The organism is Amycolatopsis sp. N2S4-7 (assembly GCF_058119595.1).
Genome location: NZ_CP172299.1, coordinates 5,720,662 through 5,736,034, shown reverse-complemented (window position 1 = coordinate 5,736,034; position 15,373 = coordinate 5,720,662). Strand labels below are relative to the sequence as shown.

Below are 15,373 nucleotides of genomic sequence, written 5' to 3'. Positions count from 1 at the left end.
GCATGCCGATCAACGAGACGCTGTCGCAGTACAGCGACTGGCTGTACACCACCGCCGCCGCGATCTACGTCGTCGCGCTGATGATGACGCTGGTCGAGCAGGGCTTCGGCGCCAAGGGCCGGCTCGCCACCGAGCGCGCCAAACTCCGGGCGCGCGAGCTCGTCGGCGCCGGCGGACCGCCGATCGAGGAGGCCCAGGCCGCGCAGCGCGAGGTCGGCCGTCCCGAGCGGATCGGCAAGATGGGCGCGTCGCTGCTCGTGCTCGGCGCGCTGCTGCAGCTGTCGGCGATCGTGCTGCGCGGGCTCGCCGTGCACCGCGCGCCGTGGGGCAACATGTACGAGTACGGCATGGCGGTCACCTTCATCACGGTGGTCACCTGGCTGATCGTGATGTCCAAGTTCCCGGTCCGGCACCTCACCGGCTTCCTGCTGCTGCCCGTCGTGATCCTGATGTTCGTCAACGGGACGCTGCTGTACACGATCGCGGCGCCGGTGCAGCCCGCGCTGCAGTCGTACTGGCTGGTCATCCACGTCTCGGCGGCCATCATCGGGTCCGGTGTCTTCCTGGTGCCGGGGGTGGCCAGCGTGCTGTACCTGTTCCGGGCGGCGTACGAGAAGGACGAGACGAAGTTCGCCCGATTCGCCTCGAAGCTGCCCGCGGCCGACGTCCTCGACCGGATCGCCTACCGGACCACCATCTTCGCCTTCCCGGTGTTCACCTTCGGCGTGCTCTGCGGCGCCGTCTGGGCCGAGTCCGCGTGGGGCCGGTTCTGGGGCTGGGACCCCAAGGAGACCGTCGCGTTCATCGCCTGGGTCGTCTACGCGGCCTACCTGCACTCGCGGGCGACCGCGGGCTGGCGCGGGGCCCGGGCGGCGGCCATCAACATCGTCGGGTTCGCCGCGATCATCTTCAACCTGTTCTTCGTGAACCTCGTCACGGCGGGCCTGCACTCCTACGCCGGGGTGGGCTGAGCCTCCCGCGGGTACGCCGACTACCGTCGACATCGGGGGACTGATGTGTCAGGCGGAGCGCGCGGAGGTTTTCACCGGTGACCGGACCCAGCGAAGAGTCGGCTCCAGGGCGCCCCGAGCAGGCCGAACCGGCTGCGCCGCAGCAGCCGGAGGGGGCGGCCGGGCTGTTCGCCGACGACCGGACGGACTCGCACCCGCACCCGGAGACGTCGGGGGCGTTCGACGTGCAGCCCACGCAGGCGGTCGCACCGCCGCCCAACCCGGCCGTGTCGGGCCCGCACCAGGTGCCGAACCCGGCGGTCTCGGGGCCGCACCAGGTGCCCTACGGCTATGACCAGAACCTGCCGCCGTTGCAGCCGCAGTACGGCGACCCGGCGCAGCAGTACGCCCAGGCGCAGGCCCAGTACCCGCCGCAGCAGCAGCCGTCCGGTCTGCCGCAGCCCCAAGGCGGCCGCCACGCGGCGCCGCAGCAGCCGGGCCACGGCCACGACCTGTCGACCGCGCACCTGGTCAAGCAGGTCAAGCGGCCCCCGCAGTCCGGCTGGCGCAAGGCCGTCTACGTCGGCACCGGCAAGCTGATCAACCCCGGGGAGAGCCCGGCCGACACCCAGCGCCGCGACCTGATCGCGCGCGTCAACCAGCCGCTGCGCGGGTGCTACAAGATCGCGATGCTGTCCCTGAAGGGCGGCGTCGGCAAGACCACGGTGACGACGACGCTGGGCTCGACGTTCGCGTCCCTGCGCGGCGACCGCGTGGTCGCCGTGGACGCCAACCCGGACCGCGGCACGCTGTCCCAGAAGATCCCGCTGGAGACCACGGCGACGGTCCGCCACCTCCTGCGCGACGCGGCCCGCATCACGCGCTACAGCGACGTCCGGTCGTACACGTCCCAGGGCTCCAGCCGGCTGGAAATCCTCGCCAGCGAGCAGGACCCGGCCGTGTCCGAGGCGTTCTCCGAGGACGACTACCGGCGCACGGTCAACCTGCTGGAGCACTTCTACAACATCGTGCTCACCGACTGCGGGACCGGCCTGATGCACTCGGCGATGAAGGGCGTCCTGGACGTCGCGGACGCGCTGGTGGTGGTGTCGTCCGGTTCGGTGGACGGGGCCCGCAGCGCCTCGGCGACGCTGGACTGGCTCGAGGCCCACGGCTACGGCGAGCTGGTGAAACGCTCGGTCGCGGTGATCAACTCGGTTCGCCCCAAGGGCGGTTCGGTCGACCTCGACAAGCTGTCGGCGCACTTCGGCGCGAAGGTCCGGGCGGTGTGCAAGGTGCCGTTCGACCCGCACCTGGAGGAAGGCGCGGAGATCGAGCTGGACCGCCTGTCCGGCGACACCCGCCTGGCCCTCCTGGACCTGGCGGCAACCGTGGCGGACGGCTTCGCGACCCCGCTCTCGCAGGGGTACCGCTAAGCCGTCGGGGGTGGTCCGGGCCCGTTCACGGCGGGCCCGGGTTCGGCGAAGGTAACGGCGGGCTAGAGGTCTTCGTCCCGGCGTTTGCGCTGCTGTTCGGCCAGCTGGCGCAGGAAATCGGGGTCGTCGTCCGGGGCGATCGGGGCGCGGCGGGCGGTCGACGGGACACCGACCCGCTGGCCGGCGAACGACCGCCACAGGAGCAGGGCGACGACCAGCGCGCCGACCGCCGCGAGCAGAGCGAGCATGCCGGATCCTTCCGTGTGGGTCCCACGAGGTTAACCGCTCCGGCCGGGTTTCGGCCCGAACCCGTGTTGCGGAGTGCTACCCAAAACGCGAGGGCCGCGCGGGACGGGGGTGTTTCCCCGTACCCGACACGGCCCTCGCGTCCGGATGGTTCAGGCCTTGCGCGCCGGTTCGCTGGCGTCGGTGGTCAGCTCGGCGAGGAGCTCGTTCACCTCGGACTCCCGGAACCGCCGGTGCCCGCCGGGGGTCCGGATCGAGCCGATCCGGCCCGCGGTCGCCCACCGGGTCACCGTTTTGGGGTCGACCCGGAACAGCGCTGCCACCTCGCCTGGGGTGAGCAGCCGTCCGCCCATCGTCGCGGTCATTTTCCGCCTCCTTAACGACCTCACTGCTATACCGGGAGGCGTCCGGGCCTTCTGCCCGTCGCGCCGGGGTAGCCAACACGGCAATCGTTGCACTTCACCCGTCGGGTACTCGAACGGTTGTCCAAGAGTAAAGAGCCCTTAAAGGTCAAAACGGACAGCTTGCTTACCCTGTGCAACTAAATCCCCGGTGACGTGAGGTGCCCGGATCCGGTTCCGCCGGGTCACCGGCCGCGAGGCGTGGTGCCAATGGGGGATTGTCCAACCGCATAGAGTGATCCCCGTGGATCAGTTGGACCGGAAGATCATCGCAGCGTTGCGCATCAACGGACGGGCCACTTACGCCGACCTGGGGCGAGCCGTCGGGCTGTCCGCGTCGTCGGTGCACGAGCGGGTGGGCAAGCTGGAAGCCGCCGGCGTGATCACCGGCTACCACGCGGTCGTCGACCCGAGCTCGGTCGGTCTCGGCGTCACCGCCCTCGTCAGCATCCATCCCACCGACACCGCGACCGAGGACGACGTCGCCGCGGCGCTCGCCGAGCTCGACGAGGTCGAGAGCTGCTACGCCGTGGCCGGTGACGAGGCCTTCGTCGTCAAGGTGCGCGTCTCGACCGTCGACGAGCTCGAGCGCACCCTCGGCAGGCTCCGCCGCATCCCCGGCGTCGGGCGGACGAACACCACCGTCGTGCTCTCGACGCGCTTCGAGGGGCGCCCGAACAACGCGGGTCTGCAGAAGGACCGGACAGGTGGGGCGTAGCCTGCGTCGATGTGAGGAACAACCTGCCCCGTGACCTGACGCTGTACCTGCTGGCGCGGTTCGTGCTGGTCGGGGTGATCGCGTGGGTGCTGTCCCTGGTGGGCGTGCCGCTGCTGGTCGCCCTGCTCATCGGGCTGGTCGTCGGGCTGCCACTGGGCCTGCTGCTGTTCCGCCCGCTCAACGCCCGCGTCACGGCCGGCTTGGCGCAGCGCAACGAGAAGCGCGCCCGTGCCCGCGCCGAGCTGCGCGCGCAGCTCCGTGGCGAAGCTTCGGGACAGCCGGAGTGAGCAGGCCGCACAACCGCAGCTGGGTCCGCGAGGCCGTCCGGATCATCGAGGCCGACGCCAACCGCAGCGCCGACACGCACCTGCACGTCTTCCCGCTGCCCCCGGAGTGGGGCATCGACCTTTACCTCAAGGACGAGTCCGTCCACCCGACCGGTTCGCTGAAGCACCGGCTGGCCCGGTCGCTGTTCCTGTACGGGCTCGTCAACGGCCAGATCGGGCCGGACACCGTGCTCGTCGAGGCGTCCAGCGGGTCCACGGCGGTGTCGGAGGCCTACTTCGCCCGCATGCTCGGGCTGCGGTTCATCACCGTCGTGCCGCGGCGCACTTCGCAGGAGAAGGTCGCGCTCATCGAGTTCTACGGCGGCGAGTGCCACTTCGTCGACGAGGCGCCGGCGATGTACCCCGAGGCAGAGCGGCTCGCGGCCGAGTGCGGCGGGCACTACCTCGACCAGTTCACCTACGCCGAGCGCGCGACGGACTGGCGAGGAAACAACAACATCGCCGAGTCGGTGTTCGCGCAGATGCGCTCGGAGCGCCACCCGGTGCCGGCGTGGATCGTCGTCGGCGCGGGCACCGGCGGCACGAGCGCGACCTTCGGCCGTTACGTGCGCTACAAGCGCCACACGACGAAGGTCTGCGTCGTCGACCCGGAGAACTCGTCGTTCTACGGCGCCTGGGAAACCGGCGCGCTGGACTACGCCACCGGTATGCCGTCGCGGATCGAGGGGATCGGGCGGCCGCGCTGCGAGCCGTCGTTCGTCCCCGGCGTCATCGACGAGATGTTCCGGATCCCCGACGCGGGCTCCCTGGCGGCCATCAGGCTGCTGCGCGAGCGGACCGGCCACTGGGCGGGCGGCTCGACGGGCACGAACCTCTACGGCGCGTTCCGGCTCATCTCCCGGATGGTCGAGGACGGCCAGGCGGGCAGCGTCGTGACACTCCTCTGCGACGGCGGCGAGCGGTACGCGCACACGTACTACAACGACGAATGGCTGGCCCAGCAGGGCTTGGACCTGGCGCCGCACACGGCGTTGTTCGAGGAGTTCCTGACGACCGGGAAGTTCGTCCCGGAGAGCTAGACGTTGAGGCCGACGGCGGCCAGCACGGCCCACACCAGCATCGCGAGCCCGGTGTCCCGGAGGGCGGGGATGAGGTCGCGGCCGGTCGCGTCGCGGAGGATCGCCTTGACGGACTGGATCAGCAGGGGAGCGCTCAGCAGGGTGATCGCGATGAGCGAGTGCGTGGTGAACTGCAGGACCACGCTGAGCACGAACGGCACCGCCACCAGCAGCAGGTAGAGCCGCCGGGTCCCGCCGTCGCCGAGGCGGGTCGCGAGGGTGCGCTTGCCGGACTCGATGTCCGTGGGGATGTCACGCAGGTTGTTGGCCGTCAGGACCGCCGTCGAGAAGCAGCCGACCGCGACCGCGCAGCCCAGCGCGGCCCAGCTGACCCGGCCGGCCTGGACGTAGACCGTGCCGAGCACGCCCGCCAGGCCGAAGAACACGAACACGGCGATCTCGCCGAAGCCGTAGTAGCCGTAGGGCTTCTTGCCGCCGGTGTAGAACCACGCGCCGAGGATGCACAGCGCGCCCATCGCCAGCAGCCACCAGTGCCCGCTGGCCACCACGAGCACCAGTCCCAGCACCCCGGCCAGGCCCAGTGCGACCAGCGCCGCGGTCAGCACGGCCTTGGGGGCGGCGACGCCCGACCCGACCAGCCGCAGCGGGCCGACGCGGTTTTCGTCCGTGCCGCGGATGCCGTCGGAGTAGTCGTTGGCGTAGTTGACGCCCACGATCAGCGAGAGGGAGACCAGCAGCGCCAGCGCCGAACGCCACCACGAGAACGCGTCCAGCGCGATCGCCGCGCCGGCGCCCGCCACCACCGGCGCCACCGCGTTCGGCAGCGTCCGGGGCCGGGCCCCTTCGATCCACTCGTTCAAGCTCGCCATGGCGCCATTCAACGCCATGGTGATCACGCCCGGGCGCCGAACCCGGAAGTCAGTCGTCGGTCGGCAGCTGCCAGACGAGCGAGCCGCTGTTGGGGTCGACCGAGGGGCCGTCGGAGGCCAGGGCCGCGCCCGCGGGCAGGAGGACCCCCAGCGTGACGGCGGTGCTGACGAGAGCAGTTCTGATCCAGCGCGTCATGGTCAGTAGCCAAGCGGGCGCACCCCGTAGATGTCAACGAAGTGCCGCCATTCAGCCGCTCAAACCCGACAGAAGTCGGACTTTGACCGCCGCCCGGTCGATCTTTCCCGGCCCGCGAAGAGGCAGCTCAGCGGCGTATTCGACGCGTTTCGGCGTCGCCGCCGCGCCCAGTTCGGAGCGCACCGCGGCCCGCAGTTCGTCCGGTTCGCGAGGGTCGCCGGAGGGGACGACGAGCGCCACCACGGCCTCGCCCCACTCCGGGTCCGGCAGGCCGACGACGCACGCGTCGCGCACGCCCGGCAGGGCGCAGAGGCACCGCTCGATCGCGTTCGCGGACACCTTCACGCCACCGGTGTTGATCATGTCGTCGGCCCGGCCGAGCACCTCGACGCGGCCGTCGTCGTGACGAACCCCACGGTCCGACGTCGTGAACCAGCCGTTGCTGAACGCCTCCGCGGTCAGGTCCGGCCGGAGCCGGTAGCCGTGGGCGAGGACGGCACCGGCGATGCGGATCCGGTCGCCCGAGACGTCGACGCGGACGCCGTCGAGGGGGTGGCCGTCGTAGACGCAGCCGCTCGCCGTCTCGCTCATCCCGTACGCGGGCACGATCCGGACCCCGGCGTCGGCGGCGCGCTCCCGCAGGGACGGCGACGTCGCCGCCGCGCCGACCACGATCGCGTCGAACGTCTTCGCCGCGGCCAGGCCCGCGCCGCCGTCGTCGAGCAGCCGGACCAGCTGCGTCGGCACCAGCGCCGTGTACCGCGGGCCGCCGGTCAGCTTCGCGGCCGCGGCGGCGAAGTCGTCCGGCCGGAAGCCGGTGCCGGTCAGCAGCGCCGGGGTCGTCCCGGCCAGCAGCGACCGGACCAGCACCTGCAGCCCGCCGATGAAGTGCGCCGGGGTCGCCAGGAGCCAGTGCCCGGGGCCGCCCAGCCGGGCGTGCGTGGCTTCGGCGGACGCGGTCAGCGCGCGGGCCGAGAGCAGCACGCCCTTGGGCGCGCCGGTCGAACCCGAGGTGGCGATGACCACGGCCGTGTCCGGCTCGGCGGGCCGGTCCGGCGCCATCGCGTCGCGCAGCGCGGGATCGGTGAACGGCAGCACCGCCGGGCCGCCGCCGAGCGCGTCCGCGACGGCCGCCTTCAGCGTTTCGAGCGCTTCGGGCGAGCCGTCGAGGTGGACCGGGAGCAGCTCAGTAGTAATAGGGGACGTCCTTGAAATCGGGGTCGCGCTTCTGGAGGAACGCGTCGCGGCCTTCGACGGCTTCGTCCTGCATGTAGGCCAACCGGGTGGTTTCGCCGGCGAACAGCTGCTGGCCGACGAGGCCGTCGTCGGTGAGGTTGAACGCGTACTTGAGCATCCGCTGCGCCGTCGGCGACTTGCGGGTGATTTCCCACGCCCAGGTCAGCGCCTCTTTTTCAAGGTCGGCGTGCGGGACGACGGCGTTGACCGCCCCCATCTGGTGCATCTGCTCGGCGGAGTACTCCCGGCCGAGGAAGAAGATCTCGCGGGCGAACTTCTGGCCGACCATCTTCGCCAGGTAGGCCGAGCCGTAGCCGCCGTCGAACGAGCCGACGTCGGCGTCGGTCTGCTTGAACTTCGCGTGCTCGGCCGAGGCGAGGGTGAGATCGCACACGACGTGCAGGGAGTGCCCGCCGCCCGCCGCCCAGCCCGGCACGACCGCGATCACGGGTTTCGGCAGGAACCGGATCAGCCGCTGGACCTCGAGGATGTGCAGCCGGCCGGCCCGCGCGGGGTCCACCGTGTCGGAGGTCTCGCCGCTCGCGTACTGATAGCCGGACCGTCCGCGAATACGCTGGTCACCACCGGAGCAGAACGCCCACCCGCCGTCCTTGGGCGAGGGGCCGTTGCCGGTGAGCAGGACACAACCGACGTCGGCGCTCATCCGGGCGTGGTCCAGCGCCCGGTAGAGCTCGTCGACGGTGTGCGGCCGGAAGGCGTTGCGGACCTCCGGGCGGTCGAACGCGATGCGCACGACGCGTTTGCCGCCGCGGCTCTCAGCGGAGCGGTGGTAGGTGATGTCGGTGAAGGCGAAACCTTCGACCTCGGTCCACGCGGCCGGATCGAACAGCTCGGAAACTCGGGCGTCATCCACGTTTGCGAGGATAGGACCTGTGGACATGAACGATCTCGATGCACCAGGGGCGTGCCGGTGAACCCTTCCACCGCGCAGGCCAGGGTGATCGTCGACGAACTCGTCCGCAACACCGTCTCGCACGTCGTCCTCTGCCCGGGCTCCCGCAACGCGCCGCTGTCGATCGCGCTGTATGACGCCGCGGCGGCCGGGAAGCTCCAGCTGCACGTCCGCATCGACGAGCGCGGGGCCGCCTTCCTCGCCCTCGGCATCGCCGCGCGCACCGGCCGCCCGGTGGCCGTGCTCTGCACGTCCGGCACCGCGGCCGCGAACTTCCACCCGGCCGTCCTGGAGGCCGACCGGGCCGGCGTCCCGCTGATCGTCATGACCGCCGACCGGCCGCCCGAGCTGCGGGCCGCGGGGGCGTCGCAGGTCATCGACCAGCACCAGCTCTACGGCGACGCCGTCCGCTACTTCGACGAGCTGGCCGTCGCCGAGCGGCGGGCCGGCCAGAACTCGTACTGGCGCAGCCAGATCTGCCGGGCCTGGAACGCCGCCTACGGCGAGTGGCGCTGCGGCCCGGTGCACCTGAACATCCCGTTCCGCGAGCCGCTCGTGCCCGATCTGGACGACAGCGGTGCGGCCGGCGAGTGGTACGAGTCCCTGGACGGCCGTCCCGACGGCTCCCGCTGGACCGAGCTGCCCGACTTCGGCGCGCTTCCGTCGTTCGTGGTGCCCTCGGCGCGGCACGGCCTGGTCATCGCGTGCGACACCGGCGTCCAGGCGGCCAGCGAGTGGGCCGAGCAGCACGGCTGGCCGGTGGTGTCGGAGACCGGCGGCCTCGGGCTGTCCGGCGGCACGGCGATCTCGTCCGGGGCGTGGCTGCTGGGCGTCGAGGAGTTCATCGCGCGGCACAAGCCGGAGCAGGTCCTCTGCCTGGGCCGCCCGACGGTGTTCCGGCAGATCCAGAACGTGCTCTCCGACGCCTCGGTCGAGGTGCTGCTGGTGCGCCCGGACTCGGACTGGCCGGCCCCCGCGCACAACGTCCGGCAGGTCGGGCAGTGGTTCGACGAGCCGACCAAGCCCGCCGACCCGGAGTGGCTGGCCAGCTGGCGCCGCGCCGACGCGGCGGCGTCTTCGGCGGTTTCGGAGCTGCTGGCCGCCGAGTCGTGGCCGACCGGGCTGCGGGTGGCCACCGAGCTGGTGGACGCCCTGCCGCCGGACTCGCTGCTGGTCGTCGGCTCGTCCAACCCGACCCGGGACGTCGCGCTGGCCGGACGGCTGCGCCCGGACGTCCTCGTGCACCGCAACCGCGGCGTCGCGGGCATCGACGGCACGGTCTCGACGGCGATCGGCGCCGCGTACGTCCACCGGGGCCCGTCGTACGCGCTGCTCGGCGACCTGACGTTCCTGCACGACGCGTCCGGGCTGCTGACCGGGCCGGCCGAGCAGCGGCCCGACCTGACGATCGTGGTGCTCAACGACGACGGCGGCGGGATCTTTTCGCTGCTCGAACAGGGTGCGCCCGAGCACGCGGCGAGCTTCGAGCGCGTCTTCGGCACCCCGCACGGCGCCGACCTGGGCGCGCTGTGCGCGGGCTACCGCGTCCCGCACGTCGTGGCGGAGACGCTGACGGAGTTCCGGGCGGCGCTGGAGCCGGCGCCGGGCCTGCGGGTGGTCGAGGTGCGAGTGGACCGTTCGCGGCACCGCGACCTGCACGGCCGGCTGCGCGCGGCGGTCTCTTCGGCCGTCTCCGCTGTCTGAGTCAAGCGGTTTCGGAACCGGGTCCCAGGAGGTAAGAACCTTCCTTCGCCGGTACCTGGCGCCCCCTTGGCTGGCTACGTTCGAGCGCGCTGAACCTCACCCGTTGGAGGGATTCGAATGCGTGCAAGAACGCGCACCGGTTTCGGTGCGCTCGCGGCCGGCGTCGTTTCGGTGCTGCTCGCCGGCACCGCCAGTGCGGCTCCGTCGCCCGGCGCCCCGGGCGTCGGCGACACCTACTACCCGAACGCCGGCAACGGCGGCACGGACGTGCTGCACTACGACATCCGGCTGACCTACCAGCCCGCGACCGACCTGCTGGCGGGCACCACGACGCTGCTGCTCACCGCGACGCAGGACCTTTCGCGGTTCGACCTGGACTTCGCGCTGAAGGCGTCGAGCGTGCGGGTGAACAACCGGCCGGCGCAGTTCGCGAACCAGACCGGCAACGGCGAGCTCGTCGTCACGCCGGCGCAGCCGCTGCTCAAGGGCCAGACCGCGACCGTTGTCGTCGCCTACTCCGACGTCCCGTCGACCGAGACGGTGGACGGCCTCAACGCGTGGAAGAAGGGCGCCTTCGGGGCGCTCGGCATCGACGAGCCGCAGAGCTCGGCGTGGTGGTTCCCGGCCAACGACCACCCGACCGACAAGGCGACCTACGACGTCTCCATCGAGGCTCCGGACGACAACGTTGCCATCTCCAACGGCTCCCTCGTCCGCAAGACGAAGAGCCGCGCCGGCTGGACCCGGTGGCAGTGGCGGAGCACGAAACCGCAGGCCACGTACCTGACGTCGTTCATCGTCGGCAAGTACGAGGTCACCGAGTCGACCACGCCCGACGGCAAGCCGTTCATCACGGCGTACGGCGCCGACCTAGGCGACTCGCTGGGCGCGGCGAAGGCCAGCGTCGAGCGGACGCCGGAGATCAACGAGTTCCTCGGGACGCAGTTCGGGCCGTACCCGTTCGAGGCCGAGGGTGGCGTCGTGACCAGCGGCATCACGTTCTCCCTGGAGAACCAGACCCGGCCGACGTACGGCGCCCGGAACTTCCGCGCGGGCTCGAACACGACACTGATCGCGCACGAGAACGCGCACCAGTGGTTCGGCGACAGCGTTTCGCTCGGGCGCTGGAGCGACATCTGGCTGAACGAGGGCTTCGCGTCCTACGCCGAGTGGCTGTGGTCGGAGCACGAAGGCGAGGGCACGGTCGCCGAGCTGGCGCAGTACACGTACGACTCGAACGCGGCCGACGCCGACCTGTGGAAGCTCGTCCCGGCGGACCCGGGCGCGGACAACCAGTTCGACAACGCCGTGTACGACCGGGGCGCGCTGACGCTCCAGGCGCTGCGGACCGCCGTCGGCGACGAAGCGTTCTTCCGGATCCTGCAGACCTGGCACGCGCAGAAGGCGGGCAAGGACGGCCGGATCCTGGAGTTCATCGCGCTGGCCGAGAAGATCTCGGGCAAGCCGCTGCACGAGCTGTTCCAGACCTGGCTGTACACGGCGGGCAAGCCCGCGGTCGGGCCGAACGGTGCCGCTGCGCCGGCTTTGCGCGCCGCGGCCGCTCCCGCGAAGCCGAAGTCGTACGACCAGATCCAGGCGAACCACCGGTTCCTCGCCGCGGAACACGCCGGGTAGGCAGGACCGCTACGCTCGCGGCGTGAGCACGAGAGGTGAGCGGGCGAGGCGCGTCGGGTGGTGGTCGACCCTCGCCGTGGCCTCGCTCCTCACCGTGATGTGCGTGTGCCTGCTGTTCGCGGCGATCCGCAACGACGGCGCGATCGCCGCCCAGCTCGGCACGGCGACCGCGACGGTCGATTCGGTGGCGTTCGACCGCACGATCATCCACTTCGAGACTCCGGACGGCATCGTCCACAGCCCGGCCAACGGCGTCCTGTACCCGGACGGCCTGGCGGCGGGCCAGCTGGTCCGCATCGAGTACGACGCGTCGGACCCGGAGCTGGCCAGGGTCGCGGGCCGCTCGGCGACGTTGACGCTGTTGCCGCTGGGCAGTTTCGTGTTCTTCACCTGGCTGGTGGCCGGGCCGGTGCTGTGGTGGATCCGGCGCCAGAACAAGCGCGCGAAGGTTCCGGCGCCAGCAGCCTGACTCACCCCGCGTGGGCCGTCTCCTGCCACCAGCCCAGGACCTCGTCCGCCACTCCCGGGGCCGCCACCAGCAGGCCGTCGGTGGGCAACGCCGTGTCCTCGCCGCGCTTGTCCAGGACCACCGCGCCCGCCTCGATGGCCATCGCCACCGAGCCCGCGACGTCCCACTCGTGGTAGCTGTGCAGCACCGCCGCCGCCGCGTGGCCCAACGCCACCTGGGCGATCGACAGCGCCGCCGAGCCCAGGACGCGGACTCCCGTGTGGGCCGCCGCCGCTCGTTCGATGAAGCCGCCCATGCCGGGCCACGGGCCGCGGCGGGCGAACTCCGTGCAGACCAGGGCGCCCGCCGTCACGCAGCGGTCGGTCAGCCGGACCGGTTTGCCGTTCGCGCGGGCTCCCCGGCCGCGCGCCGCGGCGTAGATCTGGGCGCGGTACGGGTCCGCGACCACCCCGACCACCGGGCCCGCCGCGTCCACCAGCGCCAGGCTGTACGCGCACCACGGCACCCCCGCGACGTAGTTCGCCGTGCCGTCCACCGAGTCGACCACCCAGCGGTACTCGGCGACGTCCGCGCCGTGGTCGGCGCCGAACTCGTGGCCCACCACCGGGATGCCCGGGAACTCGGCGGTCAGCACGCGCCGCGTGTGCCGCTCGAGGATCCGGTCGGTGTCGGTGACCCAGTCGAACGGCGAGTCCAGCGTCGAAGGGTGGGCGCCGCGGCCGGCGGTCGCGGTGATCACGTCGGTGGCGTCGTTGGCCAGCCGCCCGGCCACTTCGAGCGCCCTCGACAGCAGGCCGGGCTCGACGGGCCGCGGCGGCCGGGAGGACAAGAGGGTCATGCCTGCTTAGTCTGGGCCCCGCCGGAGAACGGGACACGACCTTGAGATGACATGTCGTGTCCGATCTTCGAGCGGTCCGCTCGGCCGGGCGCAGTGTTCGGACACCGTTGGCCGACGTGTCACGCGGTCGCCAGGATCGGGTGCGAAGGTCGGACCGTGCGAGTCGCCATAGTCACCGAAAGTTTCCTGCCCCAGGTGAACGGCGTGACCAACTCCGTCCTGCGGGTCGTCGAGCACCTGCGCGAACGCGCGCACGACGTGCTGATCATCGCGCCCGGTCCCGGGCCGGACTCCTACCGCGGCGCGCCCGTGGTCCGGATCCCGGCGCTCGACTTCCCCGGCGTCGGCTCCCTGCCGATCGGCGTGCCGACGCGCACGGTGCTGACCGCGCTCACCGCGTTCGGCCCGGACGTCGTGCACCTGGCGTCGCCGTTCGTCGTCGGCGCGCGCGGCCTCGCCGCGGCACGACGGCTGCGCGTCCCGTCGATCGCCGTCTACCAGACCGACATCGCCGGGTTCGCCGCCGCGTACGGCTTCGGCATCGCCGCGCGGGCCGCGTGGCGCTGGGTGCGGCGGCTGCACTCGCGCGCCGACCGGACCCTGGCGCCGTCCAGCGACTCGGTCGAGCAGCTGCGGCTGCACGGTGTGCCGCGGGTGCACCGGTGGGCGCGGGGCGTCGACATCGACCGGTTCTCCCCGGCGCACGCCGACCCGGCGCTGCGGGCCGAGCTGGCGCCGAACGGCGAGCTGCTCGTCGGGTTCGTCGGCAGGCTGGCGCCCGAAAAGGAGGTCGACCGGCTGGCCGCGCTGGCCGGCGTGCCGGGGATCCGCGTGGTCGTCGTCGGCGACGGACCCGAGCTGCCCGCGCTCAAGGAACAGCTGCCGGACGCGGCCTTCCTCGGCGCGAAGTACGGCGAAGAGCTTTCGGCGGCGTACGCGAGCTTCGACGTCTTCGTCCACACAGGACCGCACGAGACGTTCTGCCAGGCGGTGCAGGAAGCGATGGCGTCCGGGCTGCCGGTGCTCGCCCCGGACGCGGGCGGCCCGAAGGACCTCGTCCTGCCCGGCCGCACCGGCTACCTGCTGCCCGCGGCCCGCGAGGAGTTCGGCCCGGCGCTCGTCGCGAAGATCGGCGACCTGCGCGACGCGGCGCTGCGGGCCCGGCTCGGCGAGAAGGCGCGCAAGGTCGTGCTCGGGCGGACCTGGCCCGCCGTCTGCCGCGAGCTCGTGGGGCACTACGAAGCCGTGCAGGGCCGGGCCGCCCGCGCGGCCTGACCCGTGCACATCGTCCAGCTCGCGAACTTCTACGGGCCGCGCTCCGGCGGCCTGCGCACGGCCCTGCACCACCTCGGCGCCGGCTACGTCGCGAGCGGCCACCGGGTGACGCTCGTGGTGCCCGGCACCCGATACGCCGACGAGGTCCTGCCGACCGGCGTGCGCCGGTTCTCCCTGCCGGCGCCGAAGATCCCGGGCACCGGCGGGTACCGCGCCGTCGACCCGCACCGGGTCCGCGCGGTGCTGCGGAAGCTCGAGCCGGACCGCCTGGAGGTCTCCGACCGGCTCACACTGCGGGGAATGGGCAGCTGGGCGCGCCACCACGGCGTGCCCAGCACGGTGATCTCCCACGAACGGCTCGACCGGCTGCTGGAACAGTTCCTGCTGCCGGAGCCGGTGGCGCGGCGCGTCGCCGACGTCGCGAACCGGCGGATGGCCGCGAGCTACGACACGGTCGTCTGCACGACGGCGTTCGCGCGCGCGGAGTTCGACCGGATCGCCGCGCCGAACGTCCGCCGGGTGCCGCTCGGCGTCGACCTCGCGACGTTCCGGCCCGCCATGCGCGACGACGGCTGGCGCGCGGACCTGGCCGGTGGCGCGGATGCCCTGCTCGTCCACTGTGGACGCCTCTCGCCGGAGAAACACGTGGAGCGCAGCGTGGACACCGTCGCCGAGCTGACGGAGGCGGGCGCGCGGGTCCGGCTGGTGGTGGCCGGCGACGGGCCGCGACGGCGGGCGCTGGAACGCCGGGCGCGCGGCCTGCCGGTGACGTTCCTCGGGTTCCTGTCCGGCCGCGGCGACGTCGCGCGGCTGCTGGCCAGCGCGGACGTCTCGCTGGCGCCGGGCCCGCACGAGACCTTCGGGCTCGCCGCGCTGGAGGCCTTGGCGTCCGGGACGCCCGTGGTGGTGTCGGCGTCGTCGGCGCTGCGGGAGATCGTGCGGCCGGGGTGTGGCGAGGCGGTGGACGACCACGCGCCGGCGTTCGCCTCGGCGGTGACGAACCTGCTGGAGCGCCCGGAAGAGCTGCGCCGCGCGGCGGCCCGGGCACGGGCCGAGGAGTTCACCTGGCCGGCCGCGGTGGCCGGGATGCTGGCCGCCTTCCGCTGATCAGGTGGCCGGCC

Annotated in this window: 17 protein-coding genes; 10 read left to right on the top strand and 7 right to left on the bottom strand. The window is 72.3% G+C overall.

The window, feature by feature from the left end:
- The first annotated feature begins 2 nt into the window (after nucleotides 1-2).
- Together ccsB and ACH54P_RS26815 are read left to right on the top strand one after the other, a co-directional pair.
- On the top strand, nucleotides 3-971 hold the full coding sequence (ccsB, locus tag ACH54P_RS26820) for a c-type cytochrome biogenesis protein CcsB (protein WP_489906111.1): 969 nt from the start codon (nucleotides 3-5) through the stop codon (nucleotides 969-971).
- 77 nt (nucleotides 972-1,048) lie between these two features.
- On the top strand, nucleotides 1,049-2,386 hold the full coding sequence (locus ACH54P_RS26815) for a MinD/ParA family ATP-binding protein (protein ID WP_489906110.1): 1,338 nt from the start codon (nucleotides 1,049-1,051) through the stop codon (nucleotides 2,384-2,386).
- Nucleotides 2,387-2,448: 62 nt separating this feature from the next.
- On the opposite strand, the gene ACH54P_RS26810 is transcribed toward ACH54P_RS26815, so the two are convergent.
- Together ACH54P_RS26810 and ACH54P_RS26805 are read right to left on the bottom strand one after the other, a co-directional pair.
- A complete protein-coding gene (locus ACH54P_RS26810; protein WP_489906109.1) occupies nucleotides 2,449-2,634 on the bottom strand; it encodes a hypothetical protein in 186 nt (61 codons plus the stop codon).
- Nucleotides 2,635-2,784: 150 nt separating this feature from the next.
- The gene (locus ACH54P_RS26805) at nucleotides 2,785-2,997 is read right to left on the bottom strand and encodes a BldC family transcriptional regulator (protein ID WP_072474890.1); all 213 of its coding nucleotides are present in this window, start codon (nucleotides 2,995-2,997) and stop codon (nucleotides 2,785-2,787) included.
- A 280-nt stretch (nucleotides 2,998-3,277) separates the two neighbouring features.
- Between ACH54P_RS26805 and ACH54P_RS26800 the strand changes: the two genes are divergently transcribed.
- From ACH54P_RS26800 to cds1, 3 genes are read left to right on the top strand one after another with little or no spacing between them, the layout of a single operon-like run.
- Nucleotides 3,278-3,751, top strand: a complete 474-nt coding sequence (locus ACH54P_RS26800; protein WP_489906108.1) for an Lrp/AsnC family transcriptional regulator — start codon at nucleotides 3,278-3,280, stop codon at nucleotides 3,749-3,751.
- A gap of 11 nt (nucleotides 3,752-3,762) precedes the next feature.
- Nucleotides 3,763-4,038, top strand: a complete 276-nt coding sequence (locus ACH54P_RS26795; protein ID WP_489906107.1) for a DUF4229 domain-containing protein — start codon at nucleotides 3,763-3,765, stop codon at nucleotides 4,036-4,038.
- Nucleotides 4,035-5,117, top strand: coding sequence for an L-cysteine desulfhydrase Cds1 (cds1, locus tag ACH54P_RS26790; RefSeq protein ID WP_489906106.1), 1,083 nt, complete (start codon nucleotides 4,035-4,037; stop codon nucleotides 5,115-5,117). Before ACH54P_RS26795 ends, cds1 begins: the two co-directional genes overlap by 4 nt.
- Here cds1 and ACH54P_RS26785 read toward each other — a convergent pair.
- From ACH54P_RS26785 to ACH54P_RS26770, 4 genes are read right to left on the bottom strand one after another with little or no spacing between them, the layout of a single operon-like run.
- The gene (locus ACH54P_RS26785) at nucleotides 5,114-5,986 is read right to left on the bottom strand and encodes a 1,4-dihydroxy-2-naphthoate polyprenyltransferase (RefSeq protein WP_489906105.1); all 873 of its coding nucleotides are present in this window, start codon (nucleotides 5,984-5,986) and stop codon (nucleotides 5,114-5,116) included. The two genes, cds1 and ACH54P_RS26785, sit on opposite strands and share 4 nt — an antisense overlap.
- A gap of 49 nt (nucleotides 5,987-6,035) precedes the next feature.
- Nucleotides 6,036-6,182 carry a hypothetical protein gene (locus ACH54P_RS26780; RefSeq protein WP_489906104.1) on the bottom strand — a complete coding sequence of 49 codons (147 nt, stop codon included), beginning with the start codon at nucleotides 6,180-6,182 and terminating at the stop codon, nucleotides 6,036-6,038.
- 51 nt (nucleotides 6,183-6,233) lie between these two features.
- Nucleotides 6,234-7,367, bottom strand: a complete 1,134-nt coding sequence (menE, locus tag ACH54P_RS26775; RefSeq protein WP_489916649.1) for an o-succinylbenzoate--CoA ligase — start codon at nucleotides 7,365-7,367, stop codon at nucleotides 6,234-6,236.
- Between the two features lies 1 nt (nucleotide 7,368).
- Nucleotides 7,369-8,292 (bottom strand): 1,4-dihydroxy-2-naphthoyl-CoA synthase, encoded by a 924-nt coding sequence (locus tag ACH54P_RS26770; protein WP_410639765.1) that lies wholly within the window; start codon nucleotides 8,290-8,292, stop codon nucleotides 7,369-7,371.
- A gap of 57 nt (nucleotides 8,293-8,349) precedes the next feature.
- Here ACH54P_RS26770 and menD point away from each other — a divergent pair, with 57 nt between their 5' ends.
- From menD to ACH54P_RS26755, 3 genes are all read left to right on the top strand, one after another.
- Nucleotides 8,350-10,035: a 2-succinyl-5-enolpyruvyl-6-hydroxy-3-cyclohexene-1-carboxylic-acid synthase gene (menD, locus tag ACH54P_RS26765; RefSeq protein WP_489906103.1), complete on the top strand. Its 1,686-nt coding sequence runs from the start codon at nucleotides 8,350-8,352 to the stop codon at nucleotides 10,033-10,035.
- A 117-nt stretch (nucleotides 10,036-10,152) separates the two neighbouring features.
- Nucleotides 10,153-11,670, top strand: coding sequence for a M1 family metallopeptidase (locus tag ACH54P_RS26760; RefSeq protein ID WP_489906102.1), 1,518 nt, complete (start codon nucleotides 10,153-10,155; stop codon nucleotides 11,668-11,670).
- Between the two features lie 22 nt (nucleotides 11,671-11,692).
- Nucleotides 11,693-12,139, top strand: a complete 447-nt coding sequence (locus ACH54P_RS26755) for a DUF3592 domain-containing protein (protein ID WP_489906101.1) — start codon at nucleotides 11,693-11,695, stop codon at nucleotides 12,137-12,139.
- A 1-nt stretch (nucleotide 12,140) separates the two neighbouring features.
- Here ACH54P_RS26755 and ACH54P_RS26750 read toward each other — a convergent pair whose 3' ends face one another.
- A complete protein-coding gene (locus ACH54P_RS26750) occupies nucleotides 12,141-12,977 on the bottom strand; it encodes an inositol monophosphatase family protein (protein WP_489906100.1) in 837 nt (278 codons plus the stop codon).
- A 204-nt stretch (nucleotides 12,978-13,181) separates the two neighbouring features.
- Between ACH54P_RS26750 and ACH54P_RS26745 the strand changes: the two genes are divergently transcribed.
- Both ACH54P_RS26745 and ACH54P_RS26740 read left to right on the top strand, forming a co-directional pair.
- The gene (locus ACH54P_RS26745; RefSeq protein ID WP_489906099.1) at nucleotides 13,182-14,252 is read left to right on the top strand and encodes a glycosyltransferase family 4 protein; all 1,071 of its coding nucleotides are present in this window, start codon (nucleotides 13,182-13,184) and stop codon (nucleotides 14,250-14,252) included.
- Between the two features lie 3 nt (nucleotides 14,253-14,255).
- Nucleotides 14,256-15,359, top strand: a complete 1,104-nt coding sequence (locus ACH54P_RS26740; protein ID WP_489906098.1) for a glycosyltransferase — start codon at nucleotides 14,256-14,258, stop codon at nucleotides 15,357-15,359.
- Nucleotides 15,360-15,373 lie beyond the last annotated feature (14 nt).

Bases quoted from the DNA above. Each gene is read 5' to 3' on its own strand.
- ACH54P_RS26805 (WP_072474890.1), bottom strand. From the start codon at position 2,997: ATGACCGCGACGATGGGCGGACGGCTGCTCACCCCAGGCGAGGTGGCA.
- ACH54P_RS26785 (WP_489906105.1), bottom strand. From the start codon at position 5,986: ATGGCGAGCTTGAACGAGTGGATCGAAGGGGCCCGGCCCCGGACGCTG.
- ccsB (WP_489906111.1), top strand. From the start codon at position 3: ATGCCGATCAACGAGACGCTGTCGCAGTACAGCGACTGGCTGTACACC.
- ACH54P_RS26750 (WP_489906100.1), bottom strand. From the start codon at position 12,977: ATGACCCTCTTGTCCTCCCGGCCGCCGCGGCCCGTCGAGCCCGGCCTG.
- ACH54P_RS26810 (WP_489906109.1), bottom strand. From the start codon at position 2,634: ATGCTCGCTCTGCTCGCGGCGGTCGGCGCGCTGGTCGTCGCCCTGCTC.
- ACH54P_RS26760 (WP_489906102.1), top strand. From the start codon at position 10,153: ATGCGTGCAAGAACGCGCACCGGTTTCGGTGCGCTCGCGGCCGGCGTC.
- ACH54P_RS26780 (WP_489906104.1), bottom strand. From the start codon at position 6,182: ATGACGCGCTGGATCAGAACTGCTCTCGTCAGCACCGCCGTCACGCTG.